At 36.8% G+C, this 21,307-nt stretch carries 20 protein-coding genes; 16 read left to right on the top strand and 4 right to left on the bottom strand.

Features of this window, described 5'->3' with window-relative positions; all coding sequences use genetic code 11:
• Positions 1-139: 139 nt before the first annotated feature.
• Positions 140-1,780, top strand: coding sequence for a hydroxylamine reductase (hcp, locus tag JJQ93_RS09625; protein WP_085113416.1), 1,641 nt, complete (start codon positions 140-142; stop codon positions 1,778-1,780).
• A 63-nt stretch (positions 1,781-1,843) separates the two neighbouring features.
• Here hcp and adhE read toward each other — a convergent pair whose 3' ends face one another.
• Positions 1,844-4,423 carry a bifunctional acetaldehyde-CoA/alcohol dehydrogenase gene (gene adhE, locus JJQ93_RS09620; protein ID WP_274893628.1) on the bottom strand — a complete coding sequence of 860 codons (2,580 nt, stop codon included), beginning with the start codon at positions 4,421-4,423 and terminating at the stop codon, positions 1,844-1,846.
• 310 nt (positions 4,424-4,733) lie between these two features.
• Between adhE and JJQ93_RS09615 the strand changes: the two genes are divergently transcribed.
• From JJQ93_RS09615 to JJQ93_RS09605, 3 genes are all read left to right on the top strand, one after another.
• Positions 4,734-5,339: a tropomyosin gene (locus tag JJQ93_RS09615; protein WP_274893627.1), complete on the top strand. Its 606-nt coding sequence runs from the start codon at positions 4,734-4,736 to the stop codon at positions 5,337-5,339.
• 58 nt (positions 5,340-5,397) lie between these two features.
• On the top strand, positions 5,398-6,375 hold the full coding sequence (locus JJQ93_RS09610) for an SPL family radical SAM protein (RefSeq protein WP_274893626.1): 978 nt from the start codon (positions 5,398-5,400) through the stop codon (positions 6,373-6,375).
• 133 nt (positions 6,376-6,508) lie between these two features.
• Positions 6,509-7,729 (top strand): DUF438 domain-containing protein, encoded by a 1,221-nt coding sequence (locus tag JJQ93_RS09605; protein WP_274893625.1) that lies wholly within the window; start codon positions 6,509-6,511, stop codon positions 7,727-7,729.
• Between the two features lie 47 nt (positions 7,730-7,776).
• Here the strand turns inward: JJQ93_RS09605 and JJQ93_RS09600 are convergent, their stop codons facing one another.
• Positions 7,777-7,965, bottom strand: a complete 189-nt coding sequence (locus tag JJQ93_RS09600; protein WP_274893624.1) for an H-type small acid-soluble spore protein — start codon at positions 7,963-7,965, stop codon at positions 7,777-7,779.
• Between the two features lie 180 nt (positions 7,966-8,145).
• Here JJQ93_RS09600 and JJQ93_RS09595 point away from each other — a divergent pair, with 180 nt between their 5' ends.
• Positions 8,146-8,721 (top strand): glutaredoxin domain-containing protein, encoded by a 576-nt coding sequence (locus JJQ93_RS09595; protein ID WP_274893623.1) that lies wholly within the window; start codon positions 8,146-8,148, stop codon positions 8,719-8,721.
• Positions 8,722-8,757: 36 nt separating this feature from the next.
• Entirely contained in the window at positions 8,758-9,042 is a 285-nt protein-coding gene (locus JJQ93_RS09590) for a co-chaperone GroES (protein WP_041592273.1), read from the top strand.
• Positions 9,043-9,096: 54 nt separating this feature from the next.
• Here the strand turns inward: JJQ93_RS09590 and JJQ93_RS09585 are convergent, their stop codons facing one another.
• Together JJQ93_RS09585 and JJQ93_RS09580 are read right to left on the bottom strand one after the other, a co-directional pair.
• On the bottom strand, positions 9,097-9,642 hold the full coding sequence (locus tag JJQ93_RS09585; protein ID WP_274893622.1) for a DUF5673 domain-containing protein: 546 nt from the start codon (positions 9,640-9,642) through the stop codon (positions 9,097-9,099).
• Between the two features lie 236 nt (positions 9,643-9,878).
• Positions 9,879-10,313, bottom strand: a complete 435-nt coding sequence (locus tag JJQ93_RS09580; RefSeq protein ID WP_274893621.1) for an RDD family protein — start codon at positions 10,311-10,313, stop codon at positions 9,879-9,881.
• Positions 10,314-10,791: 478 nt separating this feature from the next.
• On the opposite strand from JJQ93_RS09580, the gene sufC reads away from it, so the two are divergent.
• The 10 genes from sufC (at position 10,792) to JJQ93_RS09530 (ending at position 21,306) form a co-directional block, all read left to right on the top strand.
• On the top strand, positions 10,792-11,544 hold the full coding sequence (sufC, locus tag JJQ93_RS09575) for a Fe-S cluster assembly ATPase SufC (protein WP_274893620.1): 753 nt from the start codon (positions 10,792-10,794) through the stop codon (positions 11,542-11,544).
• 13 nt (positions 11,545-11,557) lie between these two features.
• Positions 11,558-12,961 carry a Fe-S cluster assembly protein SufB gene (sufB, locus tag JJQ93_RS09570; protein ID WP_085113405.1) on the top strand — a complete coding sequence of 468 codons (1,404 nt, stop codon included), beginning with the start codon at positions 11,558-11,560 and terminating at the stop codon, positions 12,959-12,961.
• Between the two features lie 13 nt (positions 12,962-12,974).
• On the top strand, positions 12,975-14,141 hold the full coding sequence (gene sufD / locus JJQ93_RS09565; protein ID WP_274893619.1) for a Fe-S cluster assembly protein SufD: 1,167 nt from the start codon (positions 12,975-12,977) through the stop codon (positions 14,139-14,141).
• Entirely contained in the window at positions 14,141-15,367 is a 1,227-nt protein-coding gene (locus JJQ93_RS09560; protein WP_274893618.1) for a cysteine desulfurase, read from the top strand. Before sufD ends, JJQ93_RS09560 begins: the two co-directional genes overlap by 1 nt.
• Entirely contained in the window at positions 15,364-15,777 is a 414-nt protein-coding gene (gene sufU / locus JJQ93_RS09555; protein ID WP_085113402.1) for a Fe-S cluster assembly sulfur transfer protein SufU, read from the top strand. Before JJQ93_RS09560 ends, sufU begins: the two co-directional genes overlap by 4 nt.
• Before the next feature lie 167 nt (positions 15,778-15,944).
• Entirely contained in the window at positions 15,945-16,340 is a 396-nt protein-coding gene (csx20, locus tag JJQ93_RS09550; RefSeq protein ID WP_085113400.1) for a CRISPR-associated protein Csx20, read from the top strand.
• Positions 16,340-17,635 (top strand): TIGR02221 family CRISPR-associated protein, encoded by a 1,296-nt coding sequence (csx2, locus tag JJQ93_RS09545; protein ID WP_274893617.1) that lies wholly within the window; start codon positions 16,340-16,342, stop codon positions 17,633-17,635. Before csx20 ends, csx2 begins: the two co-directional genes overlap by 1 nt.
• A gap of 9 nt (positions 17,636-17,644) precedes the next feature.
• Entirely contained in the window at positions 17,645-19,621 is a 1,977-nt protein-coding gene (locus JJQ93_RS09540; protein ID WP_274893616.1) for a Cas10/Cmr2 second palm domain-containing protein, read from the top strand.
• A 15-nt stretch (positions 19,622-19,636) separates the two neighbouring features.
• Positions 19,637-20,188: an RAMP superfamily CRISPR-associated protein gene (locus JJQ93_RS09535; RefSeq protein ID WP_274893615.1), complete on the top strand. Its 552-nt coding sequence runs from the start codon at positions 19,637-19,639 to the stop codon at positions 20,186-20,188.
• Complete coding sequence (locus tag JJQ93_RS09530) at positions 20,185-21,306, top strand: RAMP superfamily CRISPR-associated protein (RefSeq protein WP_274893614.1); 1,122 nt, start codon at positions 20,185-20,187, stop codon at positions 21,304-21,306. Before JJQ93_RS09535 ends, JJQ93_RS09530 begins: the two co-directional genes overlap by 4 nt.
• Position 21,307: the final 1 nt, after the last annotated feature.

The raw sequence follows: 21,307 nt of genomic DNA, 5'->3' as shown, positions 1-21,307 counted from the left end.
GGGGAAAAACCCTCATATTTTTGTTATTGTGATATTTATCACAGAAAAAATCGGTTGACGATTGTATAATAATAAACGTACGAAATACTGTATACAATTCGCACATTGGCGAATTGAAATAAATGAAGGAGGAAATGATATGGGAATGTTTTGTTACCAATGTCAAGAAGCTTCAAAAGGCGTTGGCTGCACATTAAGAGGTGTGTGTGGCAAAACTGACGACACAGCAAGACTTCAGGATTTGCTCATATACACATTAAAGGGAATAGCAATAGTAAACCAAGAGGCCAGAAAACACGGTTTAAACAGTGAAAGCACGGATTCATTCATCATCGACGGATTGTTTTCAACGATAACAAATGTCAATTTTGACAAGAATTATTTTGTAGGAAAGATTAAAGAAGGCTTGAATTTAAGAGAGTCCATAAAAAGCCAATTAAGTGCAAATGGAGTACAGTTAAGCGGATTGCATGATGCGGCTACATGGACGAAAGATGAAAGCGAATTTGATGAAAAGGCTTTATCAGTAGGTGTCCTTGCTACTGAAAATGAAGACATAAGATCATTAAGAGAGCTTATAACTTACGGCATAAAGGGTATGGCTGCTTACGCATTCCACGCTGCAAACCTTGGCTTTAAAGATCCTAATATATCAGAGTTTATTGAAAAGGCGTTAGTTGCAACATTGGATGACAGCTTAGGTGCAAATGATTATGTATCACTTGCATTAGAGGCTGGTAAATACGGCGTCGATGTGATGGCGCTTTTAGACAAAGCAAATACGTCCACATACGGCAATCCTGAGATCACAAAGGTAAATATCGGCGTCAGAAACAATCCTGGCATATTGATAAGCGGACACGACTTAAAAGACTTGGAAGAGCTGTTGGAGCAGACAGAGGGAACAGGCGTTGATGTATATACACACGGTGAAATGCTTCCAGCCCACTACTATCCAGCATTTAAGAAGTATTCACACTTTGCAGGCAACTACGGCAATGCATGGTGGCAGCAGGATAAAGAATTTGAAAGCTTTAATGGCCCTATACTAATGACGACAAATTGCTTGACGCCGCCAAAAGATTCATACAAAGACAGACTTTACACGACAGGCGTCGTTGGATTTGAAGGTGTGAAGCATATTGATGCTGGTCCAGACGGCAAGAAAGATTTTACAGAGATAATAGAGCACGCAAAGAGATGCAAACCGCCAGTAGAGATTGAGAGTGGAGAGATAGTAGGAGGATTTGCCCACAACCAAGTATTAGCTTTGGCTAATCAAGTAGTTGATGCAGTAAAGACTGGAGCTATAAAGAGGTTCTTTGTAATGGCAGGCTGCGACGGCAGGATGAAGTCAAGAGAATACTACACAGAATTTGCAAAAGAACTTCCAAAAGATACGGTCATATTGACAGCAGGATGTGCAAAGTACAGATACAATAAATTAAATCTTGGCGACATAAACGGCATACCGAGAGTGCTTGATGCAGGACAGTGCAATGACTCGTATTCATTGGCTGTGATTGCGCTTAAGCTTAAAGAAGTATTTGGACTTGAAGATATAAATGAGCTTCCAATATCATTCAACATTGCATGGTATGAGCAAAAAGCTGTAATAGTATTACTTGCGCTTCTGTACCTGGGGGTAAAGAATATTCACTTAGGACCGACACTTCCAGCATTCTTGTCGCCTAATGTCGCAAAAGTTTTAGTTGAAAACTTCGGTATCGGCGGCATAACAAACGTGGAAGACGACATAAAGATGTTTATGGGGAATTAAATATAGATAAAAAAAGACGGCTTATAAGTTTTAATTTACTTGTAAGCCGTTCTTTTTTATTACTTATGCACCGTATGCCTTCCTGTAGATCTCTGCAATTTCTTTTGTGAGAGGCATTCTTGGATTTGTTCCTGTGCACTGATCGTTGAAGGCGATGTCTGACATTTCCTCGATTTCTTTTTCGAATTGTTCTTTGTTTATGCCAGCGTCTTTTAGAGTCAGCGGAATGTTAAGCTCTTTCATGAGATTCTTTATAGCTTCGATTAAGCTTTCTACGCCTTCTTCAACGGTTGATGCAGGCAGTCCTAAGAATTTGGCGATTTCTGCATATCTTTCTGCTGCCTTTGGATATTCGTATTGTGGGAATGCCACAAACTTTGTAGGCTTTTCTGCATTGTACCTTATTACATACGGCAGAAGTATTGCATTTGCTCTTCCGTGTGGTATGTGGAACTTTCCACCCAATATGTGTGCCATGCTGTGGTTTATTCCTAAGAATGCATTTGTAAATGCCATGCCAGCCATGCAGGAAGCATTGTGCATCTTTTCGCGGGCTTCTTCATCGTTGCCGTTTTTATAAGCCCTTGGCAGGTATTCAAATACGATCTTTATAGCCTTTTCTGCCAGCGCATCTGTGTAGTCTGATGCCATTACTGATACGTATGCTTCTATGGCGTGTGTCAACACATCCATACCTGTATCTGCTGTTACAGATGGTGGCACTGTCTTTGTAAGGTCAGGATCTATTATGGCTATATCAGGTGTAAGCTCGTAGTCTGCCAGTGGGTACTTGATATTTCTCTTTTTGTCGGTTATTACGGCAAATGCTGTAACTTCTGAGCCTGTACCGCTTGTCGTCGGTATTGCGATGAACAGCGCTTTTTTGCCAAGCTCTGGGAACTTAAATGCTCTCTTTCTTATATCAGCGAATTTAAGTCTCAATGTTTCAAACTCCGTGTCAGGATATTCGTAGAAAAGCCACATTCCCTTTGCTGCATCTATTGCAGAACCGCCGCCTACAGCGATTATTAAGTCTGGATTGTATGAATTCATTATTTTTACGCCGTTCATGACGGTGTCAACAGATGGATCTGGCTCAACTTCTGAGAATATTTCGTAGTCGATGTTTGCCTTGTCTAATTGATAAGTCACTTTGTCTACGAATCCAAGTTTAACCATGAATGGATCTGTGACGATAAAGGCTTTTTTCCTTTTGACCTTGCACAGATACTGCAGTGACCCGCTTTCAAAGTAAATCTTTGGTGGAATCTTGAACCATTTCATTCTATCCTTCCTTATCACGACACGCTTAATATTCAAAAGATTGTTGACACTTACATTGTCTGTTGTTGAGTTTCTTCCCATAGAACCGCAGCCTAATGTAAGTGATGGCGTGTTTGTATTGTATATATCTCCTATTGCTCCCTGTGATGATGGTGAATTTACGATAAGTCTTCCTGTGCGGACTCGCCTTGCAAATTCATTTATGACGTCTTGGTTTTCAGAGTGTATTACAGCAGAGTGGCCTAAACCTCCAAATTCAGTCATTTCCTCGCACTTTTTGATTCCTTCGTTGTAATCTTTGACAGTGTAGCAAGCAAGAATTGGACTTAGTTTCTCCCTTGATAGAGGATATTTTGGACCTACTCCTTCGTATTCTGCCACTAATATCTTTGTGCCTTCAGGAACTTTGAAGCCTGCCATCTCGGCAATCTTCGTGGCTGGCTGACCTACCACTGCAGGGCTCATAGCACAGCTTTGCTCGTCGATTGCGAATTTTTCAAGCTTCTTGATTTCATCTTTATTTAGGAAGTAGCAGCCGTACTCTTTCATAAGCTTTTTGACTTCATCTGCTATTTCCTCATCTATTATCACAGCTTGCTCTGATGCGCATATTACTCCATTGTCAAATGTCTTGCTTAAGATGAGATCTGATACAGCTCTTTTTATGTTTGCTGATTTCTCAATGTAGCATGGCACGTTGCCAGGACCTACGCCTAATGCTGGTTTTCCTGAGCTGTATGCTGCTTTTACCATTCCTGCACCGCCTGTTGCAAGGATTAGAGATACGCCTGGATGTGTCATGAGAAGCTGTGTTGCTTCTATCGATGGCGTTTCTATCCAGCCTATGCATCCTTCAGGTGCACCTGCCTTTAATGCAGCTTCGTACATGACTTTTGCTGCTGCGATGCTGCACTTTATTGCCTTTGGATGGAAGCTGAATATTATGGGGTTTCGCGTCTTTATGGATATTAAGCATTTAAACATCGTAGTAGATGTCGGGTTTGTGACAGGTGTGACACCGGCAATTACGCCTATCGGTTCTGCCACTTCCATGTAGTTTTCTTCTATGTTCTCGTTTATGATTCCTACAGTCTTTTCATTTTTTATGTCGTGGTACACGTACTCTGTGGCAAAGAGATTTTTTGTAATCTTATCTTCGTACACACCCATTTTTGTCTCTTCATATGCCATCTTTGCCAGCTCTACGTGTTTGTCTACACCTGCTAAAGCCATTGCCTTTACGATTGCGTCGATTTGCTCTTGTGTGTAAGACATGAATTTTTTTTGAGCCTCTTGTGCTCTTGATACAAGTAAATCTATCTGCTTCTGAACGTCTAATTCCGTTTTCGTCGTTGCCATGATAAACACCTCCGTGTTAATTTATTAACAATAAATTTTTATATTTGGGGTGATTGTACGTGTTATTCAAGCATTTTAATAGGAAATTTGCCTGAATGGATTGAATCTTGAACCGTATGATGTAAATAATTTTTGTTATTCATTTAACAATCACCTTACACTTATATGATATATTATCACTATTAGTTTGTCAATATAGAAAATTTTTTATAAACGATTAACTAAAAAATTTTACTCAAATTATTTCATTGCTTGTGATTTTTGGGTGTGTTATAATGGACACAAAGGTAAAAGGGGAGGGAAAAAAACCTTGACAAATGAAGAGTTTATGACTTTGGTGCTTCAAAGATTTGACTCGATTGACGTGAAACTGGAAAACATGGACGGAAGACTTGTCAGCGTTGAGAAGAGATTGGACGACGTAGACAAAAGACTGGACAATATGGATAAAAGGCTTGACAATGTAGAAAAAAGACTTGACAATGTAGAAAAAAGGCTTGACGGTGTTGAAAGCAGGCTTGATAGTGTTGAAAATAGACTTGATGGCATGGATAAGAGGTTTGACGGTGTTGAATATAGACTTGACGAGATTGACAAGAGGCTTGACGGTGTTGAAAATAGACTTGATGGCATGGATAAGAGGCTTGATGGTGTTGAAAATAGACTTGATGGCATGGACAAGAGGCTTGATGGTGTTGAAAATAGACTATACAACCTTGAAAGGCAGCAAAGTGATGTTGAGTACATCTTAAAGCATACATTTGAAGAAGTCACAAAGCACACAAGCCAACTTGGCAAGTTTGAATTGAATTTTAAGAGGATAGATAAGAAATTTGACGTTTTGAATGACCACATACTTGAAAGAGAAGCAGATGTGAAGCTGCTTTTAGATATACACAAGCTTAATGATGTTTAAATGGCGCTATGGGCGCTTTTTTGTTTATCTTTATACACTTTGAGAGGATGAATGGCATATGAAGTTTTCTCATGTTTACGTTGAAAAAGATGTTTTAAACCACTCTACTACAGAGAAAATATTAAATGCATTGAAAAGAAGTACTGTTATTGAAATCCAAAGGTATAGCGACTTATTTTTAAGGCAAAGGCAGAATTATGTCATGCAAAAGAAATATCCAAATATAATACTGGCAAAGAAAAGGTACGATTTTATATACAGAGGTTCTGAGATGTGCGAAAACTTTGGGATTGATGAGTTTTACCATACTTCGAATGTCTTAAACTGCATTTACTCTTGCGATTACTGTTATCTTCAAGGCATGTATCCATCGGCTAATATCGTGTTTTTTGTCAATTTAGAAGACTTTTTTGATGAGGTTGACAAACTTTCTTGTGACAAAAGGATATATTTAAGCATATCATATGAGACAGATTTATTGGCGTTTGAGCCGTTGACAAACTTTGCATCTATGTGGATTTCATACGCAACGACTAATGATAACTTGTTGATGGAGATAAGGACAAAATGTGCTAATGCGGCGTTTTTTGAATCTACAGCGATTCCTAATAATGTAATATTTTCGTGGTCCCTTTTACCTCAGGAAGTGATTTCGATTTATGAGACTTCTACTCCATCCCTTGACAAAAGGATAATGGCCATAAGAAAGGCTATTGAAAAAGGAGTAAAAGTGAGAATATCGTTAGAACCTATCATGTATGTTGATGGTTTTGAAAAGATATATTCGGACTTTATAGATAAATTGTACGAAGAATTGCCACTTCAAGATATATACGACTTTAATATAGGTGCATTTAGGATGGTAAAGGAGCAGGCTAAAAAAGTGGAAAAGCTTAAAGAAACATCATTTGTATTTTGCTACGATACGGAGGTAAAGGATGGAGTATTTACATATAAAAATGAAAAGTACATGAAAGAATTTGTGTACGATAGATTGGCAAAGCATGTAAGCAAGGATAAATTATTTTTAAAGTAGTGATTTATATCACAGTAATAACTGTATTTTGAGGTAAAATTAAGTTGAGACATCTGTTTTAAATAAGAAGATAGACGGCATAATAAATATGAATGCAACAATTAGATAATAATTTAAGAAAGGAGGATTTACTATGAGTGAGCTTATAAACAATAGAGAGCACAGGCAAGAGCTTTTAAAAGAAGTGATAAGAGAGCTTCACAAAGGCAAATCGGTGGATGAGGTGAAGCAAAAATTCAAAGACGTAATAGACGGCATTACGCATACAGAATTGTCTCAGATAGAACAGGAGCTTATGAACGAGGGGCTTTCTGTAAAGGAAATTCAAAGGCTTTGCGATGTTCATGCGGCTGTTTTCAGAGAGTCATTGGAGCAGCTAAAGAAACCTGAGACTATACCCGGACATCCGGTTCATACATTTAAGGAAGAAAATAGAGCAATTGAAAAACATATAAATGAAAATTTAAGGCCAACATTAGAGGATTTTAAACGCAATGGCACACAAGAGAGCATATCAAAGCTTTTGGGAAATATAAATCTTCTCATGGATATTGATAAACATTATTCAAGGAAAGAAAATCTTTTGTTTCCATATCTGGAGAAGTACGGAATAACAGGTCCTCCAAGTGTCATGTGGGGTGTGGACGATGAAATTAGAGAGCTTTTAAAATCCACCATCGGGGATTTAAAAGAATACAATGAATCTAAAAAAGGTGCAATTGAGGATGAATTAAATAAGCTTATCAACAAGATGATAGAGATGATATTCAAAGAGGAAAACATACTTCTCCCGATGGCTTTGGATACGCTTACTGAGGATGAATGGGTAAATATCATGGATGAAAGTGACGAAATCGGATATTGCTTAATATCACCTGAGTCAAAGTGGAAACCAAAAAGGGAAAGTTTAAAGGCTAAAGAAGAAGGAAAACTTGCAAATGATGCACAGCATGGATACATTAAATTTGACACAGGTGTTTTGAAGGTGGAAGAGATAGGTGCCATATTTGATAATTTGCCTTTTGATGTGACGTTTGTTGACAAAGATGATGTGGTAAGGTATTTTTCGAATGGGAAAGACAGGATTTTTGCCAGGACGAAGGCTGTAATAGGCAGAAAGGTTCAGTATTGCCATCCGCCTGCCAGTGTCCATGTAGTAGAAGAACTTTTGAGGGATTTTAAATCAGGGAAAAAGAGTCATGAAGATTTCTGGATAAAAATGGGGAACAAATACGTGTACATCAGGTATTTTGCTGTAAGAGACAAAGATGGAGAGTATTTAGGAACACTGGAAGTGACACAAGATATAGGACCTATTAAAGCCTTGGAAGGAGAAAAACGATTAATGTCATAAGATGAGGGGCAGCTATTTTCTGTAATCGAGAAAGGCTGCCCTTGTTTTTAGCTTAATTTTTTGCCTTCCACCAAAAAACCGACAGGAACATCCATGATGGCGTTGTCGTGCAAAAATTTGATATTAGCGTATTTTTTATTGGGATTTAGAGAATTTATCCATACTGCCTGACCATCATAGATAACTTCATAATTTGATGGAGAATTGTATATTTCTTCAGCTCTTTCATATTTCATAAAAACAACTCCTTTCCTTATAGATAGTATACATTAGCTTATATAAACATATACTGTTCTCGTGATATTTGATATGTTGACATTTTAATGCAGTGTGAATATAATATATTGTAGATTAAACCAGTTACCATTGGGGGGTATAAACCCGCGACTTATATACGATTATAAGAGGTGTTGCGTATGTTAAGCTTTATAAAGGACAGGAGTGAATTTGAGGACATAAAAAAGTCGGCAGATTTCTTTATGCTGTTATTTTACTCTAATAAATCTCAAAAAAGTTTAGAGGCGTTAGATAATTTAAAGAAATTCAGCGATAAAAACAAGGATGTAAAAGTCTATGCAGTAAATGCGTCAGAAGTAGGATTGCATACAGAATTTGGCATTACTGCTGTACCTGCTTTAATTGCTTACGGTGACGGGAAAGTACAGCAGATAGTCTACGGCGTACAGACAGAAGATTATTACGAAAAGTTGCTTACTACATCGCCTGTAAAGTCAAGCGATGGATCAAAAAAATACCATAGGGTTATTGTCTACACATCGCCTTCGTGCCCGTGGTGCAGCGCCACAAAGTCGTACTTGAGGCAAAACAATATACCATTTAGAGAAGTAGATGTAACCAAAAATCCTGGTGCTGCTGAAGAACTTGTAAGGAGAAGCGGACAAAGAGGTGTGCCACAGACGGACATAGATGGTACAATAGTAGTGGGATTTGATAAGGCCAGATTAAACACACTATTAGGTATCCAAGGATAAAAATTATTTATAAATATAATAGAAAGGATGATGTACATGGAAAAGATACAACCAGTAAATGGGAACGCACTTATAAGGCTTGAAGAAGCTGAAGGAGATAAAAAAGTTGGCGGCATAATAATCCCAAGAAACGCACAAGAAAAGCTTCATGAAGGAATTGTGGAAGGCCTTGCAGCCGGTGCCACAGATGAGATATCAATAGGCGATAGAGTCATATACAAAGAATTTTCTGGTACTAAGATAAAGCACGGCGATACCGAGTATTTGATAATTCCTGTTGACGATATAATAGCTAAATACGTGGATGTAGATGAAATATAACCGAGAGTAAATCTCGGTTTTTTCGTGGCTTGTTATTTTATTTGTTGATTGACGTTAGCGCTTTATATGCTCTTTTAATAAGAGTTTAATATTTTCTTTATCTTCTTTTTTGACAATTAATTTGATTTTATTAGTGGCGGAATTTAAAGCTATGACTAAGAAATTGTCTGTAAAGCTGTAGCTTTGAATTTTATCCCATGTGTATAAAATGCCCCAATGAAATATGCCTTTTTCGTTTATTCCGTCTTTTAATATGGAATGAAAAAAGGGGATTAGTCCAGATACAAAGATAATTGAGATAAGCATGGTGTGCAGAGAGTCTTTAGAATCAATGCTTAAAGCCGGTATTAAGATACAATATAAGTTGATTGTAAGCAGTAATGTATTATTGGTTGATTTTACTATCCATTTTGCTTTTCCAAAATATCTTTTATCTTTGAAAAGAAAATATGTATCGTATATTAAAGCCAGTATTGTTGTAACTAAGAGAACAGAAAAAATTTTTTCTAAGATGTTATATCTACTTAATGATCCTATAATTAATCCAAAGGCCATTATTAACACAGCAATAATTATTGTTATAATGTTCTTTCTATTCATTTACAATGATACTCCTTCGGAAAAATTTTAAAATTTTTACTTGATGAGCAAGCTAATAAGCATATATGATATGAAATAAACTAAGAACATAAAGGCGAATTGCTTTAAACTCTTCTTTTTATAGTCACTTTTTTCTCTTTTTAATAACAGAAACATTAACAGTGTAAAAATTAAACTAGAAATCAATGCCCTTATAAAAAGTTTCAGCAATTTGCTCCTCCCTCCATTTGAAAAGTTCAACTTTTTATTACAAAAGTACCAGCAATTATATCATGCAAAGCTTGCTTGTATCTCGTCCAGCCGGCCATAGCAAAACCTATGAAAATTATTAAAGTGGACAAAATTTTTGAAAAGTATCTGATTGTTGCTTTTTTGAAAGAAATTTTTTTGCCATCGTAATCTGTAACTTTAATGTTTAAAACTACTTTACCTAATGTTCCCTGAAAATTTGATGATTCCATTAACGAATAGTACAACCAATTACCAACTATGAGTACAATTAAAATAAACATTCCAATAGCCGTATCAGTCTGACTACTACTTTTATCTACATTTCCTGTCAATTGTAAAATTACTCCAAAGATTAAAAGCAAGATCATTTCAGCTATGACGATGACAATGTAATCTACTAAAAAAGCGATGAACCTTCTCCAAAAACCAGCATATTTCATGAATGTTACCCCTTTAGCGTTAATTAATTTTTTTATTACTTGGATTTGGTTTGTTGGTTAAAAGTTTTGTAAAATTCATAAGAGAATGAAATGAATATTGCAAATAAGAATATTTTGTCTATAACACCTTTAACGATAAATACCTTGATAATTCCATATGATGCAATTAACAAATATAATAGTCGATCGATTAAAATTCTAATTAATGGCTTTTTCATCATCATACCCCGTTTTTGTATAATTTTGAAAAATAAAAACTTAATTTTATTTTATCAAAGATTTTATATCGATAAAAGTAAAAGAAGTAAATTTTTTAAATCCATATTATTTTTCTTCGCTATAGATTATGTTACACAAGGGAAAAATAAACAATGATTATATTTTTCATATATTTATTGATTTTTTTTAATATTAGGGTATAATTAAAACATGGAAGTAATCCCATTAAAATAGTAGGAATTAAAAAGGGAGTGTAAATATGAAGGATAATTTGTTAGAAATAAAAAGTGTCAAAGCAGAAGTGGACGGCAAAGAGATATTAAAAGGACTTAATTTGACTATAAAAAGAGGAGAAATACACGCTATTATGGGCCCTAACGGCAGCGGAAAAAGTACCCTCTGCAATGTAATAATGGGAAATCCACATTACACAGTTACAGATGGTGAGATACTTTTTGAAGGGGAAAATATCGTAAACCTCAAAGTAAACGAAAGGGCGAAGAAAGGCATATTTTTATCGTTCCAATCTCCTGAGGAAATCCCAGGGATTACGGTAGATAATTTCATAAGGACTTCTTTAAATGCAGTTACAAATAAAAACATGCCTATGCTGCAATTTGCAAAAAGCATGAAGGAAAAGATGGATATGCTGGACATGAAGCAGGAGTACAGGACAAGGTACTTAAACGTAGGTTTTTCTGGCGGAGAAAAGAAGAAAAGCGAGATCTTGCAGATGGCTATGTTAAATCCAAAGCTTGTCATGCTGGATGAAATAGATTCAGGCCTTGACATAGACGCTTTAAGGGTTGTTGCTGAGACAGTAAGGAAATTGAAGACAGAAGATATGTCAATACTAATTATAACTCATTACAATAGGATATTGGATTACTTAGAGCCAGACGTAATATCCGTACTGGCACATGGAAGAATTGTCAAAGAAGGAGACAAAAATCTGGCGAAGGAGCTGGAGAAGACAGGATACGAGTCTATACTGGACGAAGTTCTGTCATAAAGGGGTGAATCAGATGAAAAAGACCATTGTTAATGATATAGATTTTTCCAGGTACAACATAAAAAACGAAGTCAGGTATTCGTACAAGACGGAAAAGGGGCTTTCTAAAAAGATCGTTGAGGAAATATCAGAGAGAAAAAATGAGCCTAAGTGGATGAGAGACTTTCGCTTAAAATCTCTTGAAATATATGAAAGCAAGCCAATGCCTACATGGGGTGTTGATTTAAGTCAGCTTGACATAAACTCCATTGTAGCATATCTAAGCCCTGACGCTAAATTAAAAAACTCATGGGACGAAGTACCTGAAGACATACGAAATACGTTTGAGAAGTTGGGCATTCCTGAGGCAGAGAAAAAGGCTTTATCTGGCGTAGGTGCACAGTACGACTCAGAAGTTGTTTACCACAGCATAAAAGACAATCTGGCAAAACAAGGCGTAATATTTGAAGACATGGACACGGCTTTAAAAAAATACCCTGACGTTATTAAAGAGTATTTTATGACGAAGAATGTTACGCCAAATGACCACAAATTTGCGGCGCTACACGGGGCCATATGGAGCGGTGGCACATTTGTGTACGTGCCTGAAAATGTGAAAGTAGAAGTGCCGCTTCAGGCATATTTCAGGATGAATGCACCAGGAACAGGCCAGTTTGAGCACACGCTTATTATAGCCGATAGAGGCAGCGAAGTGAGATTCATAGAAGGGTGTTCAGCACCACAGTATGCAGTATCCAATTTACACGCAGGCTGTGTGGAGCTTTTTGTAAAAGAAGGAGCAAGGCTTATTTACTCTACTATCGAAAACTGGAGCAAAAATACTTACAACTTAAATACAAAGCGAGCTTTAGTCGATAAAGATGGTGTCATAGAGTGGATATCAGGCTCTTTTGGCAGCCACAAGACTATGCTTTATCCGGCGTCTGTATTAAGAGGTAAAGGTGCGAAATCTGAATACACAGGTGTGACATTTGCGGCAAAAGGACAGCATTTAGATACAGGATCTAAGATGATACACTTAGCACCGTATACATCGTCCAAAGTATTGGCAAAAAGCATATCAAAAGACGGTGGAATCACAAATTACAGAGGACTTTTAAGGATAGGGCCTAATGCAGAAGGTGCTAAGGCATCTGTACAGTGTGAAGGCCTTATGATAGATGAAATATCGAGATCAGATACGATGCCTATAATAGAAGTTTTAAACGACAATGTGGACATAGGGCATGAGGCAAAGGTAGGAAGAATCAGCGATGAGCAGATATTCTACCTTATGACAAGAGGATTAAGTGAAGATGAGGCAAGGTCCATGATCGTAAGAGGATTCGTAGAGCCTGTAGCAAAGTCGCTTCCGCTTGAGTATGCCGTTGAGCTTAATCGCCTTATAAAGCTGGAGCTTGAAGGAACTATAGGGTAAAGGAGATGTTTCTATGATTAAGTCATTAGATTACAATACAATACAAGATATTATAAAGGAAAGCGGAAGTGAAGAGAAAGAGCTTAGAGTGAAAGGCTACGAGGTATTCGCAAAAGTGCCAATGCCTATGTGGAAAAGAGTTAAACTGGATGATGTCCACATTCCATACTACAAAGAGTACAAAAGTGCAGTCATTGGCAATGACGCTCAAGAAGGACTTGTGGTGAATCCTTTGACAAAAGCTTTGATGGATGACGATTTGAATGCGATAAAGTCCGCATTGGATCACAATTTTGGCGTTGACGAAAAGTTTAAAAATATGGTTTTGGCGTTTTACAATACAGGCTATAGCATAAGAGCGCTGCCAAATTCAAATGTTAAACTGCCTGTCACAGTGAATTACAGTGTAGTTGGTGATGACGACACTATAATTGATTTAAACCTTATTATTGCAGAGAGGCTATCAAACTTGACAGTTGTGTTTGATTTGGTTTCAGATAAAAGAGGATTTCACAATGGCCTTACAGCCGTAATTGCCAAAGATGGCGCAAGCGTAAATATAGTGAAGATTCAAAGGTTCAGTGATGATTCTTCAAATTTTGACAATAATATAATAATAACAGGAAATGATGCTACTGTAAAATGGACGCAAATCGATTTAGGCGGAAAAGTAGATGCTTATGATGTGACTGCAGAATTGGAAGGCGCAGGCAGCAGTGCTTACTTCAGCTCCATATTCTTGGGAGCTTACGATCAAAGCCATGATATGTCATACAGGGTTAATCACATAGGAATCAGGACAGAAAGCAACGTTGATGTGAAAGGCGCATTGAAAGATAAAGCAAAGGCGGTTTTCAGAGGAAACTTAGACATGAAGCGGGGAGCTAGAAAGGCAAAAGGCAATGAAAGCGAGGTAGTTTTGCTGCTTGATAAGACAGTAAGATCTGACGCAATACCGGCATTATGGTGTTCTGAAGATGACGTGCAGGCAAACCATTCTGCCAGCGCTGGACAAATCGATGAAAATAAGCTTTTCTACATGATGTCAAGAGGTTTAAGCATGGAAGAAGCAAAGCTTTTGATGGTGGAAGCAAGCTTTAATCCAGTAATTGACACACTGCCTGATGACAGTCTTAAGGAGGCAGTTAGAAGTTACATCGGAAGGAGGATTTCTGGCTGATGCTGGATGTTTTAAAGATAAAAGAAGATTTTCCTGTGTTAAAGACGACTCCACACGGGAAAAAGCTCATATATTTTGACAATGCGGCTACGACTCAAAAGCCAATGTATGTGATTGATGCGGTTGCTAAGTATTACAAAGAGTACAATGCCAATGTGTACAGAAGTCCTCATTATCTAAGCGCATTGTCGACGGAAGCTTACGAAAAAGCAAGAGATGCTGTAAGAAGGTTTATAAATGCCAAATCATCTGAGTCAATCGTGTTTACGCGAAATGCCACAGAGTCTATAAACCTTGTGGCATATACATGGGGACTTAAACACATTGGTGAAGGTGATGTGATAGTATTGACGATAGCCGAGCATCACAGCAATATCCTTCCATGGCAGATGGTGGCGGAGAAAAAAGGTGCAAAGCTTAAATACGTTCACCTTGATGAAAATTCCAGGCTTGATTTAGACGAGTTTAAAAGCATTTTGAGAGACGAAAAAGTTAAACTTGTGGCTTTACAGCATTCGTCAAATGTTTTAGGCATCATAAACCCTGTCTACGAAATTGTGAATTTATCGCATGAAAATGGTGCTAAAGTATTGATAGACGGTGCACAAAGCATACCAAATATGAAGATAGATGTAGAAAAGCTTGGATGTGACTTCTATGCATTTTCAGGCCATAAGATGATGGCGCCTATGGGTATAGGTGTCCTGTATATAAAGGAAGATCTTCTGGATGACATTCCTCCGTTTTTAAGCGGTGGAGAGATGATAGACGAGGTTTTTGAGGATCATTCCACATTTGCACCATCACCACTTAAATTTGAAGCAGGTACGCCAAATGTTGAAGGTGCTTACGGCCTTATGAAGGCTATAGAGTACGTAGAGAAAATAGGCCTTGACAATATTTTAAGACATGAGCAAGAGCTTACGGAATATGCTTTAGAGAAATTGTCTAAGATAGACTACGTAAAACTGTACGGACCTAAAGATGCAAAAGATAGGACAGGTATAATATCATTTAACGTGGAAAATGTACATCCTCACGATGTGGCTACGATACTTGACCAGGATGGGATAGCGGTAAGAAGCGGTCATCACTGTTGCCAGCCTCTCATGAGGTACTTAGGTGTTCCTGCCACTGTGAGGGCAAGTTTCTACGTTTACAACGATAAAAGCGAAGTAGATGCTTTTGTAGATGGATTAAAAGATGTCAGGAAGTGGTTTAGATGAGCGACTTAAATCAGCTTTACTCAGAGATAATAATGGAGCACTATGAAAATTCTCCCAATAAAAGGGAGATGGATAATCCTACCATAAAAGAAAGAGGCCACAATCCTCTCTGCGGTGATGACATAACGCTGGAGCTTAAGATGAACGGCGATGTTATCGAAGATGCATCATTTGTGGGTCATGGTTGCGCCATAAGCCAAGCATCAACATCAATGATGTGTGACCTTATAAAGGGAAAAGATAAAAAAGAAGCTTTAAAATTGGTGGAAAAATTTATAGACATGATACACAAGAAAGATGTGGACATAGACGACCTTGGCGATGCACAAGTCTTGCAGGGTGTTTCAGACTTTCCAGCCAGAGTAAAATGTGCCTTGTTGGCATGGAAGACACTTGAAAAGATAATATAACAATAAGCGCTTTAACTTACGTTAAGGCGTTTTTTTTATTTTTTAAGCAGGAAATTTTTGATTTATGTAGAAATATCTATATAAATGTCATATTTAGCCTACCTATCAGGATTATCATTTCTTTTAGTCTATATCCTTTTATAATTCATAAAAGAGGTCATGACAAAATGAGAAAAATATTTTTAGTATTTTCACATCAACTTACAAAGGGCCAAATGGAAGATGCTTATAGCACTTTTGGCGTCGATGAATTTATATATCTTCCAGATGACCTTAAAAAAGTATGGACATCTATACCGCCGGAGGAAGAGTCTATACGTCTTTATGTAGATAGGATTGCTGAGTGGATAAAGCAAAATTCTAAAAAAGGCGATTATGTCCTTATACAAGGCGATTTTGGAGCTACATTTTTATTGGTGGATTTCTGCTTTGAAAGCGGATTGATACCTGTATATTCTACGACTGCGAGAGATGCAGATGAAAGGGCATTTAATGATGGCACTGTAAAAGTTCAAAGGATATTTAGACATGTAAGATTTAGAAAATATGAGAGGTGGAAATGATGGCAACAAAATTTTTTTCATTTTTAGGTACAGGCAAATATGCTGAATGTAATTATTTGTTGGATGACGTAAAAATCGACGCGATTTGCTATATTCAAGAAGCGCTTATAGATATCTTTTTAAAAAAAGGCATCAAAATAGACGGCATTTACATCTTTAAGACAAAAGAAGCTACCACAGCTAATTGGCTATCAAATGCAAGTCATCCTGATAAAAGTGGGCTATCTGGTGTGCTTAAAAAATACGAAGGCATAGTAGATACTATTGAAGCTGTAGATATTCCGTCTGGGGAAGTAGAAGAAGAACTTTGGGATATATTTGACAAAGTATTAGGAAAGATAGACTACAAAGATGAAATAATATTTGACATAACGCATTCGTTTAGATCACTGCCTGTTTTAGCACTTATAATATTGAATTACGCAAAATTTGTAAAGAAATGCGAAATAAAAGGAATGTACTACGGAGCTGTAGAAGCTCTCGGAGTCCCATCAAACGAAATTGAAAAAAGGCTAAAATTGGAAGATAGAAATGCGCCTATATTTAATCTCACTCCTTTTATAAATCTTCTTGATTGGACGGTTGGAATCGACCGCTTCATAGAGGACGGCGACTCAAGGTACATAAATAAGCTTATAGAGCGTGGGAAAGACCAGCTTTTAAAAAAAGGCATGAGAGATGACAAGGATATATTAGAGAAGGTTGGTAAATCGATACAGAATTACACAAACAATGTGGCAGTTTGTAGAGGTAAATCAATATCAAACGATGGAATAGAGCTTAAGGAAAAGATAGACTTTGCTTTTAACATATCAGAGAAAAGCTACATAAAACCTATGACACCATTAATAGAGAACATAAAGAATCATTTTGACAATTTTACTGATGATGAAGACAAAAACATGATACAGGTGGTGAAATGGTGCAGAGACCACAACATGATACAGCAAGGGCTTACGATACTGGAAGAAGGCATAATAACTTATTTTTGCAACAAGTTTGGGGTTGATAAATGCAATCAAAAAATCAGAGATGCTGTAGGTCAAGCTCTTTACATAAAGAGGAATAATCTCCCTAAAGAAAAGTGGAAAGACGAGGCAAAAATTTATGAAGATATTGTAAATAACATATTAGAAAGCGAGAATAGTGATAAATTTGCTAAACTGATTTACAATATAAAAGATTTTAGAAACGACATAAATCATGCTGGTTGGAGAGAAAACAGCAAACCGTATAAAACTTTTGTAAAAAAACTTAACAACTTTATAAATGATGTAGAAAAAATCATAGAGTGAGGTGATAGCGTGTACATAGATTTCAAGGATGAGAAAGTTAGACATGAGAAACTTCCCGGTGGATATATAAGTTGGGTAGACATTGTTACTGGCATCAATTACTGTATGAAAATGGATGATTATGAAAAGAGATTTAAGAAAATAGCTCGAGACATATCTGTGATGAACAGTGATGAAATATACGAGTACTTGAAAAACGATGTAGACGAAATACCGTACATTAGGCCATACAAAGACAAAAAAGATGTTAAGGCGCCATCTTTAAAAGATGCTGCTACATTGGCCGTTTGCTTTGCATATGCCATGGACAATTCAAATGATGTAAGGCTCGAGATGTATCATCACTTTTTTGAGATAGAAAAATCTCAAAGTGAAAGCATAAATACCGCGTTAAAAATGGTAGACATGCTTGCCCTTGGGGAAAAATTTGAAGATTCCATCAGAAATGCAGATATAAAAATAATAAAAGGCGGTGTATACAAGACAAAAAAGTACATCGTTGAGAACAATGATATAAAGTGCTTGAGAGGTTCCAGTTATCTTTTAGATAACATAAACAGAGTAAGGATTCCTGATTACTTCAAAGAGAAGTTTATACCGGAGGCCATTATCTACTGTGGTGGAGGAAATGTCTTTGCAGTAGTTCCTGATAATGATGTTGATATAGAGCATGACTTAGAAAGACTTTATGAAGATGTGACGATAACAGCTCAAAGCGCCTTTATATCGTACAAAACAACTTTAAAAGATCTACTGAATGATTATAAAGATGTCATAAGAGATTGTGAAGAAATGCTGGAAGATAGGAAAAAGTTAAAGCTGTACTTAAACGTTGATCCTAATTATGGCGATGTAAACAAAGGAATAGAAGACAAAGACATGGTGATAAATGAGATAACCCACAAACAGATAGAAAGCAAATCTAAACTGATATGTAAATTCTGTAATTTGAGAGATGCCCACTATACAATTCAGACAAGTGAAGGGGAAAAAGGAGTATGCTTAAGCTGCCTTCACAAAATTGAAGCTGGGACTTACGCTAAAAGTGGATTCCATGAGGAGTTTCAGAGAATGCACTTAAAAAGATTTGGACAAGGACAATACGGCGGCAAAAAAGTTCAAGGCTTAGACGAGATTGGGGCTTTTAAAAACAATGGATACATGGCATTAATATACGGTGATGGCAATAACTTCGGGAACATAATAAAGAACATAAAAAATGTGTACGAGATGATGTATTTTAGCAGAAAAGCGGAAAGTTCTGCTTTTAAAGCGACATTGGAGGCTATACGGAAAGGGTATGAGGTAGAAGGAGAAGAGATCCCATTTGAAGTTATTGAGCTTGGAGGCGATGATATATTTATAATAACCCCTGCAAAATCCAGTTTGATAATGGCGTCAAAGCTTATTGAAACATTTGATAAAGAATTTCAAAACAAGTCAGATATTAACAAAAGTGCAAATGTGACAATGTCTATTGGCGTTGCAATAAGCAAATATTCCACACCTATACGGAATATGTTTGAATTGGCCAATAAGCTTTTGAAAAAAGCTAAATCATATTCAAAAAAGATGGACAACAAAATTGGTACTGTTTCATTTGCGGTTTTAGAAAGCAATATGTATTTGGAATTGAATAGGGATAAAGGTAGCAATTATGATTTCATACATCAAGGTATTTTAAATTACACGTGGATTGAAATGACTAAGCTTGTAGACTTGATACTGAAAATGAAAGAAAGCAAAAAGATGATGAAAAACCATATATACAAACTTAGGGATGCTGCAAGCATGATGTTGCCATTGGAGTTTAGGCTTTTTTACATGTATGATAGGTCAAGGTCAAATATAGAAGACTTTGAAAAAGGACTTGTGGAGATAGCCAATGGCTGTTTTGAAGAAGGGCTTTTTAAGTTTTCAGGTGAAAACGGCATGGAATACTACTCGCCATGGTATGATATTACCGAGATTTGGGATTATGTATAGGATTGAGGTGATATTTTGAAAAAGACGTTTAACATAGTTGTAAAATTAAAATCCCCAATGTGCATTGCTACAGGCAGTAGCACTGGCAACCTTGTGGATAAATACTTTATAAAAGATAGGCTCGGAAAACCTTATATCCCTGCTTCTACAATGAAAGGGATCATGAGGCAAAATTTCATGTCTTTGATCGATGAAGAACACCGTGATGATATGAAGTGCACGTGCCCTGTATGCAAGGTATTTGGTTCACCTGGGTATAACCCATCTAAGTTGTATATAGATGATTTATTATTAGATGAAAGTAGTGTTAACATTGGCAGCAGGACTATAAGGTATTCAACGTCTGTTGATAGGTATAGAAAAGTGGCAAAAGACAATTCGTTAACCTCAATGGAAGTCTACGAAGGCGGTACATTCAAAGGAACAATGGATTTATACTTAGATGAGAGTACGGAAAAGTACGAAGAACTCATCTTGATATCTTTAAAAATGATAGAAAGCATTGGGGCAGGTAAAAGCAGAGGATATGGATGGGTCCATGTTGATGTTAAGGAGGGGGATGAATGATAAAGGTAAAGCTAAACCTGATTTCACCTCTTATAGTAGGTGGCAGAAACTTAGTCGGCAATTTTCTAAGCACTAAGGATTATATTCCTGGTGACGTTATAAGGGCAGCTATTGCAAGAGAGATTTTGAGAAATTGTCCACTGTACGATGTAGATAAACCAGATAAAGATGGAAGGTACAATTGGATATACATAAGAGATGATGAAAAGTGCAGCAGATGTAAGTATAAAGATTGGTGTAGGAATTTTAGCAATATAAGATTTTACAACTTCTATTATGATGGTGCAAGGCCATTTCCGCTTTCTGCAATGAAATGCAAGTATTACAATGACCATGGTCTTGTAGATGTGCTTTTTAATAGAAAGAGTGAATGTCCAAGATGCAAAGAGAGAATGGAGTTTGCTACAGGGTATTATAAAGATGGGAAAATGGTAGATGTCCCTAAGAGGCTTTTTACAAGAACAGCAATCGATCCATACACGAAGACAGCAAGAGATGGAGGATTGTACAGCATATTAGCAATAGAAGAAGGCTTAGAATTTGAAGGGTATGTAGATGGAACAAATGATCTTGAAGAATTTAAAACGCTAAGGATTGGTGCAGATACTTCCAGCGGATTTGGTAAATGCGAGATCGAAATATGTAGTGAAGGTGCAGGAAATGAAGTTGATTTGATAGAAAGAATCGAAAAGTTGAATAAAATTGTCGGCAAAAGGCAGTATGGTGGTAAGACATATAAGACGCTTATAACGCTTGATTTTTATTCAGACATGATACCTGATATAGACTATAATATTCCTTTAAAGACGACAGATGATTACAAAGAATTGTGGAAGAAAATATTAAATCTTGGATTTCAATATGACGTGATAAAAGTTTACTCAGAAAGCAATTTATACAGAGGATACGATACATCAAAACCAACGGATGACATGAGGGAGAAACCATCAGTTTATATAGAAAAAGGCTCTGTCGTTTTAATCGGTACAAATGAAGACATTGATGGCATCAAAGACAAGCTGTATTCTGCGGAGAAGTCAGGTATTGGGCAAAATACTGCAAATGGATATGGGAATGTGAAAATTTGCGATAAAATACATTTGAATGGAGGTAATTAAA

The organism is Thermoanaerobacterium sp. R66, assembly GCF_028895185.1.
Taxonomy (GTDB): Bacteria; Bacillota; Thermoanaerobacteria; order Thermoanaerobacterales; family Thermoanaerobacteraceae; genus Thermoanaerobacterium.
Note: the sequence above shows the minus strand (reverse complement) of the source record. Positions and strands in the feature narration are given on the sequence as shown.

What these genes read in the sequence shown, in the direction of transcription:
- JJQ93_RS09585 (WP_274893622.1), bottom strand. Translation starts at nt 9,642, where the DNA reads ATGAATAGAAAGAACATTATAACAATAATTATTGCTGTGTTAATAATG.
- JJQ93_RS09605 (WP_274893625.1), top strand. Translation starts at nt 6,509, where the DNA reads ATGAGTGAGCTTATAAACAATAGAGAGCACAGGCAAGAGCTTTTAAAA.
- hcp (WP_085113416.1), top strand. Translation starts at nt 140, where the DNA reads ATGGGAATGTTTTGTTACCAATGTCAAGAAGCTTCAAAAGGCGTTGGC.
- JJQ93_RS09600 (WP_274893624.1), bottom strand. Translation starts at nt 7,965, where the DNA reads ATGAAATATGAAAGAGCTGAAGAAATATACAATTCTCCATCAAATTAT.
- JJQ93_RS09610 (WP_274893626.1), top strand. Translation starts at nt 5,398, where the DNA reads ATGAAGTTTTCTCATGTTTACGTTGAAAAAGATGTTTTAAACCACTCT.
- JJQ93_RS09595 (WP_274893623.1), top strand. Translation starts at nt 8,146, where the DNA reads ATGTTAAGCTTTATAAAGGACAGGAGTGAATTTGAGGACATAAAAAAG.
- csx20 (WP_085113400.1), top strand. Translation starts at nt 15,945, where the DNA reads ATGAGAAAAATATTTTTAGTATTTTCACATCAACTTACAAAGGGCCAA.
- csx2 (WP_274893617.1), top strand. Translation starts at nt 16,340, where the DNA reads ATGGCAACAAAATTTTTTTCATTTTTAGGTACAGGCAAATATGCTGAA.
- adhE (WP_274893628.1), bottom strand. Translation starts at nt 4,423, where the DNA reads ATGGCAACGACGAAAACGGAATTAGACGTTCAGAAGCAGATAGATTTA.
- sufD (WP_274893619.1), top strand. Translation starts at nt 12,975, where the DNA reads ATGATTAAGTCATTAGATTACAATACAATACAAGATATTATAAAGGAA.
- JJQ93_RS09590 (WP_041592273.1), top strand. Translation starts at nt 8,758, where the DNA reads ATGGAAAAGATACAACCAGTAAATGGGAACGCACTTATAAGGCTTGAA.
- JJQ93_RS09560 (WP_274893618.1), top strand. Translation starts at nt 14,141, where the DNA reads ATGCTGGATGTTTTAAAGATAAAAGAAGATTTTCCTGTGTTAAAGACG.
- sufC (WP_274893620.1), top strand. Translation starts at nt 10,792, where the DNA reads ATGAAGGATAATTTGTTAGAAATAAAAAGTGTCAAAGCAGAAGTGGAC.
- JJQ93_RS09580 (WP_274893621.1), bottom strand. Translation starts at nt 10,313, where the DNA reads ATGAAATATGCTGGTTTTTGGAGAAGGTTCATCGCTTTTTTAGTAGAT.
- JJQ93_RS09530 (WP_274893614.1), top strand. Translation starts at nt 20,185, where the DNA reads ATGATAAAGGTAAAGCTAAACCTGATTTCACCTCTTATAGTAGGTGGC.
- sufU (WP_085113402.1), top strand. Translation starts at nt 15,364, where the DNA reads ATGAGCGACTTAAATCAGCTTTACTCAGAGATAATAATGGAGCACTAT.
- sufB (WP_085113405.1), top strand. Translation starts at nt 11,558, where the DNA reads ATGAAAAAGACCATTGTTAATGATATAGATTTTTCCAGGTACAACATA.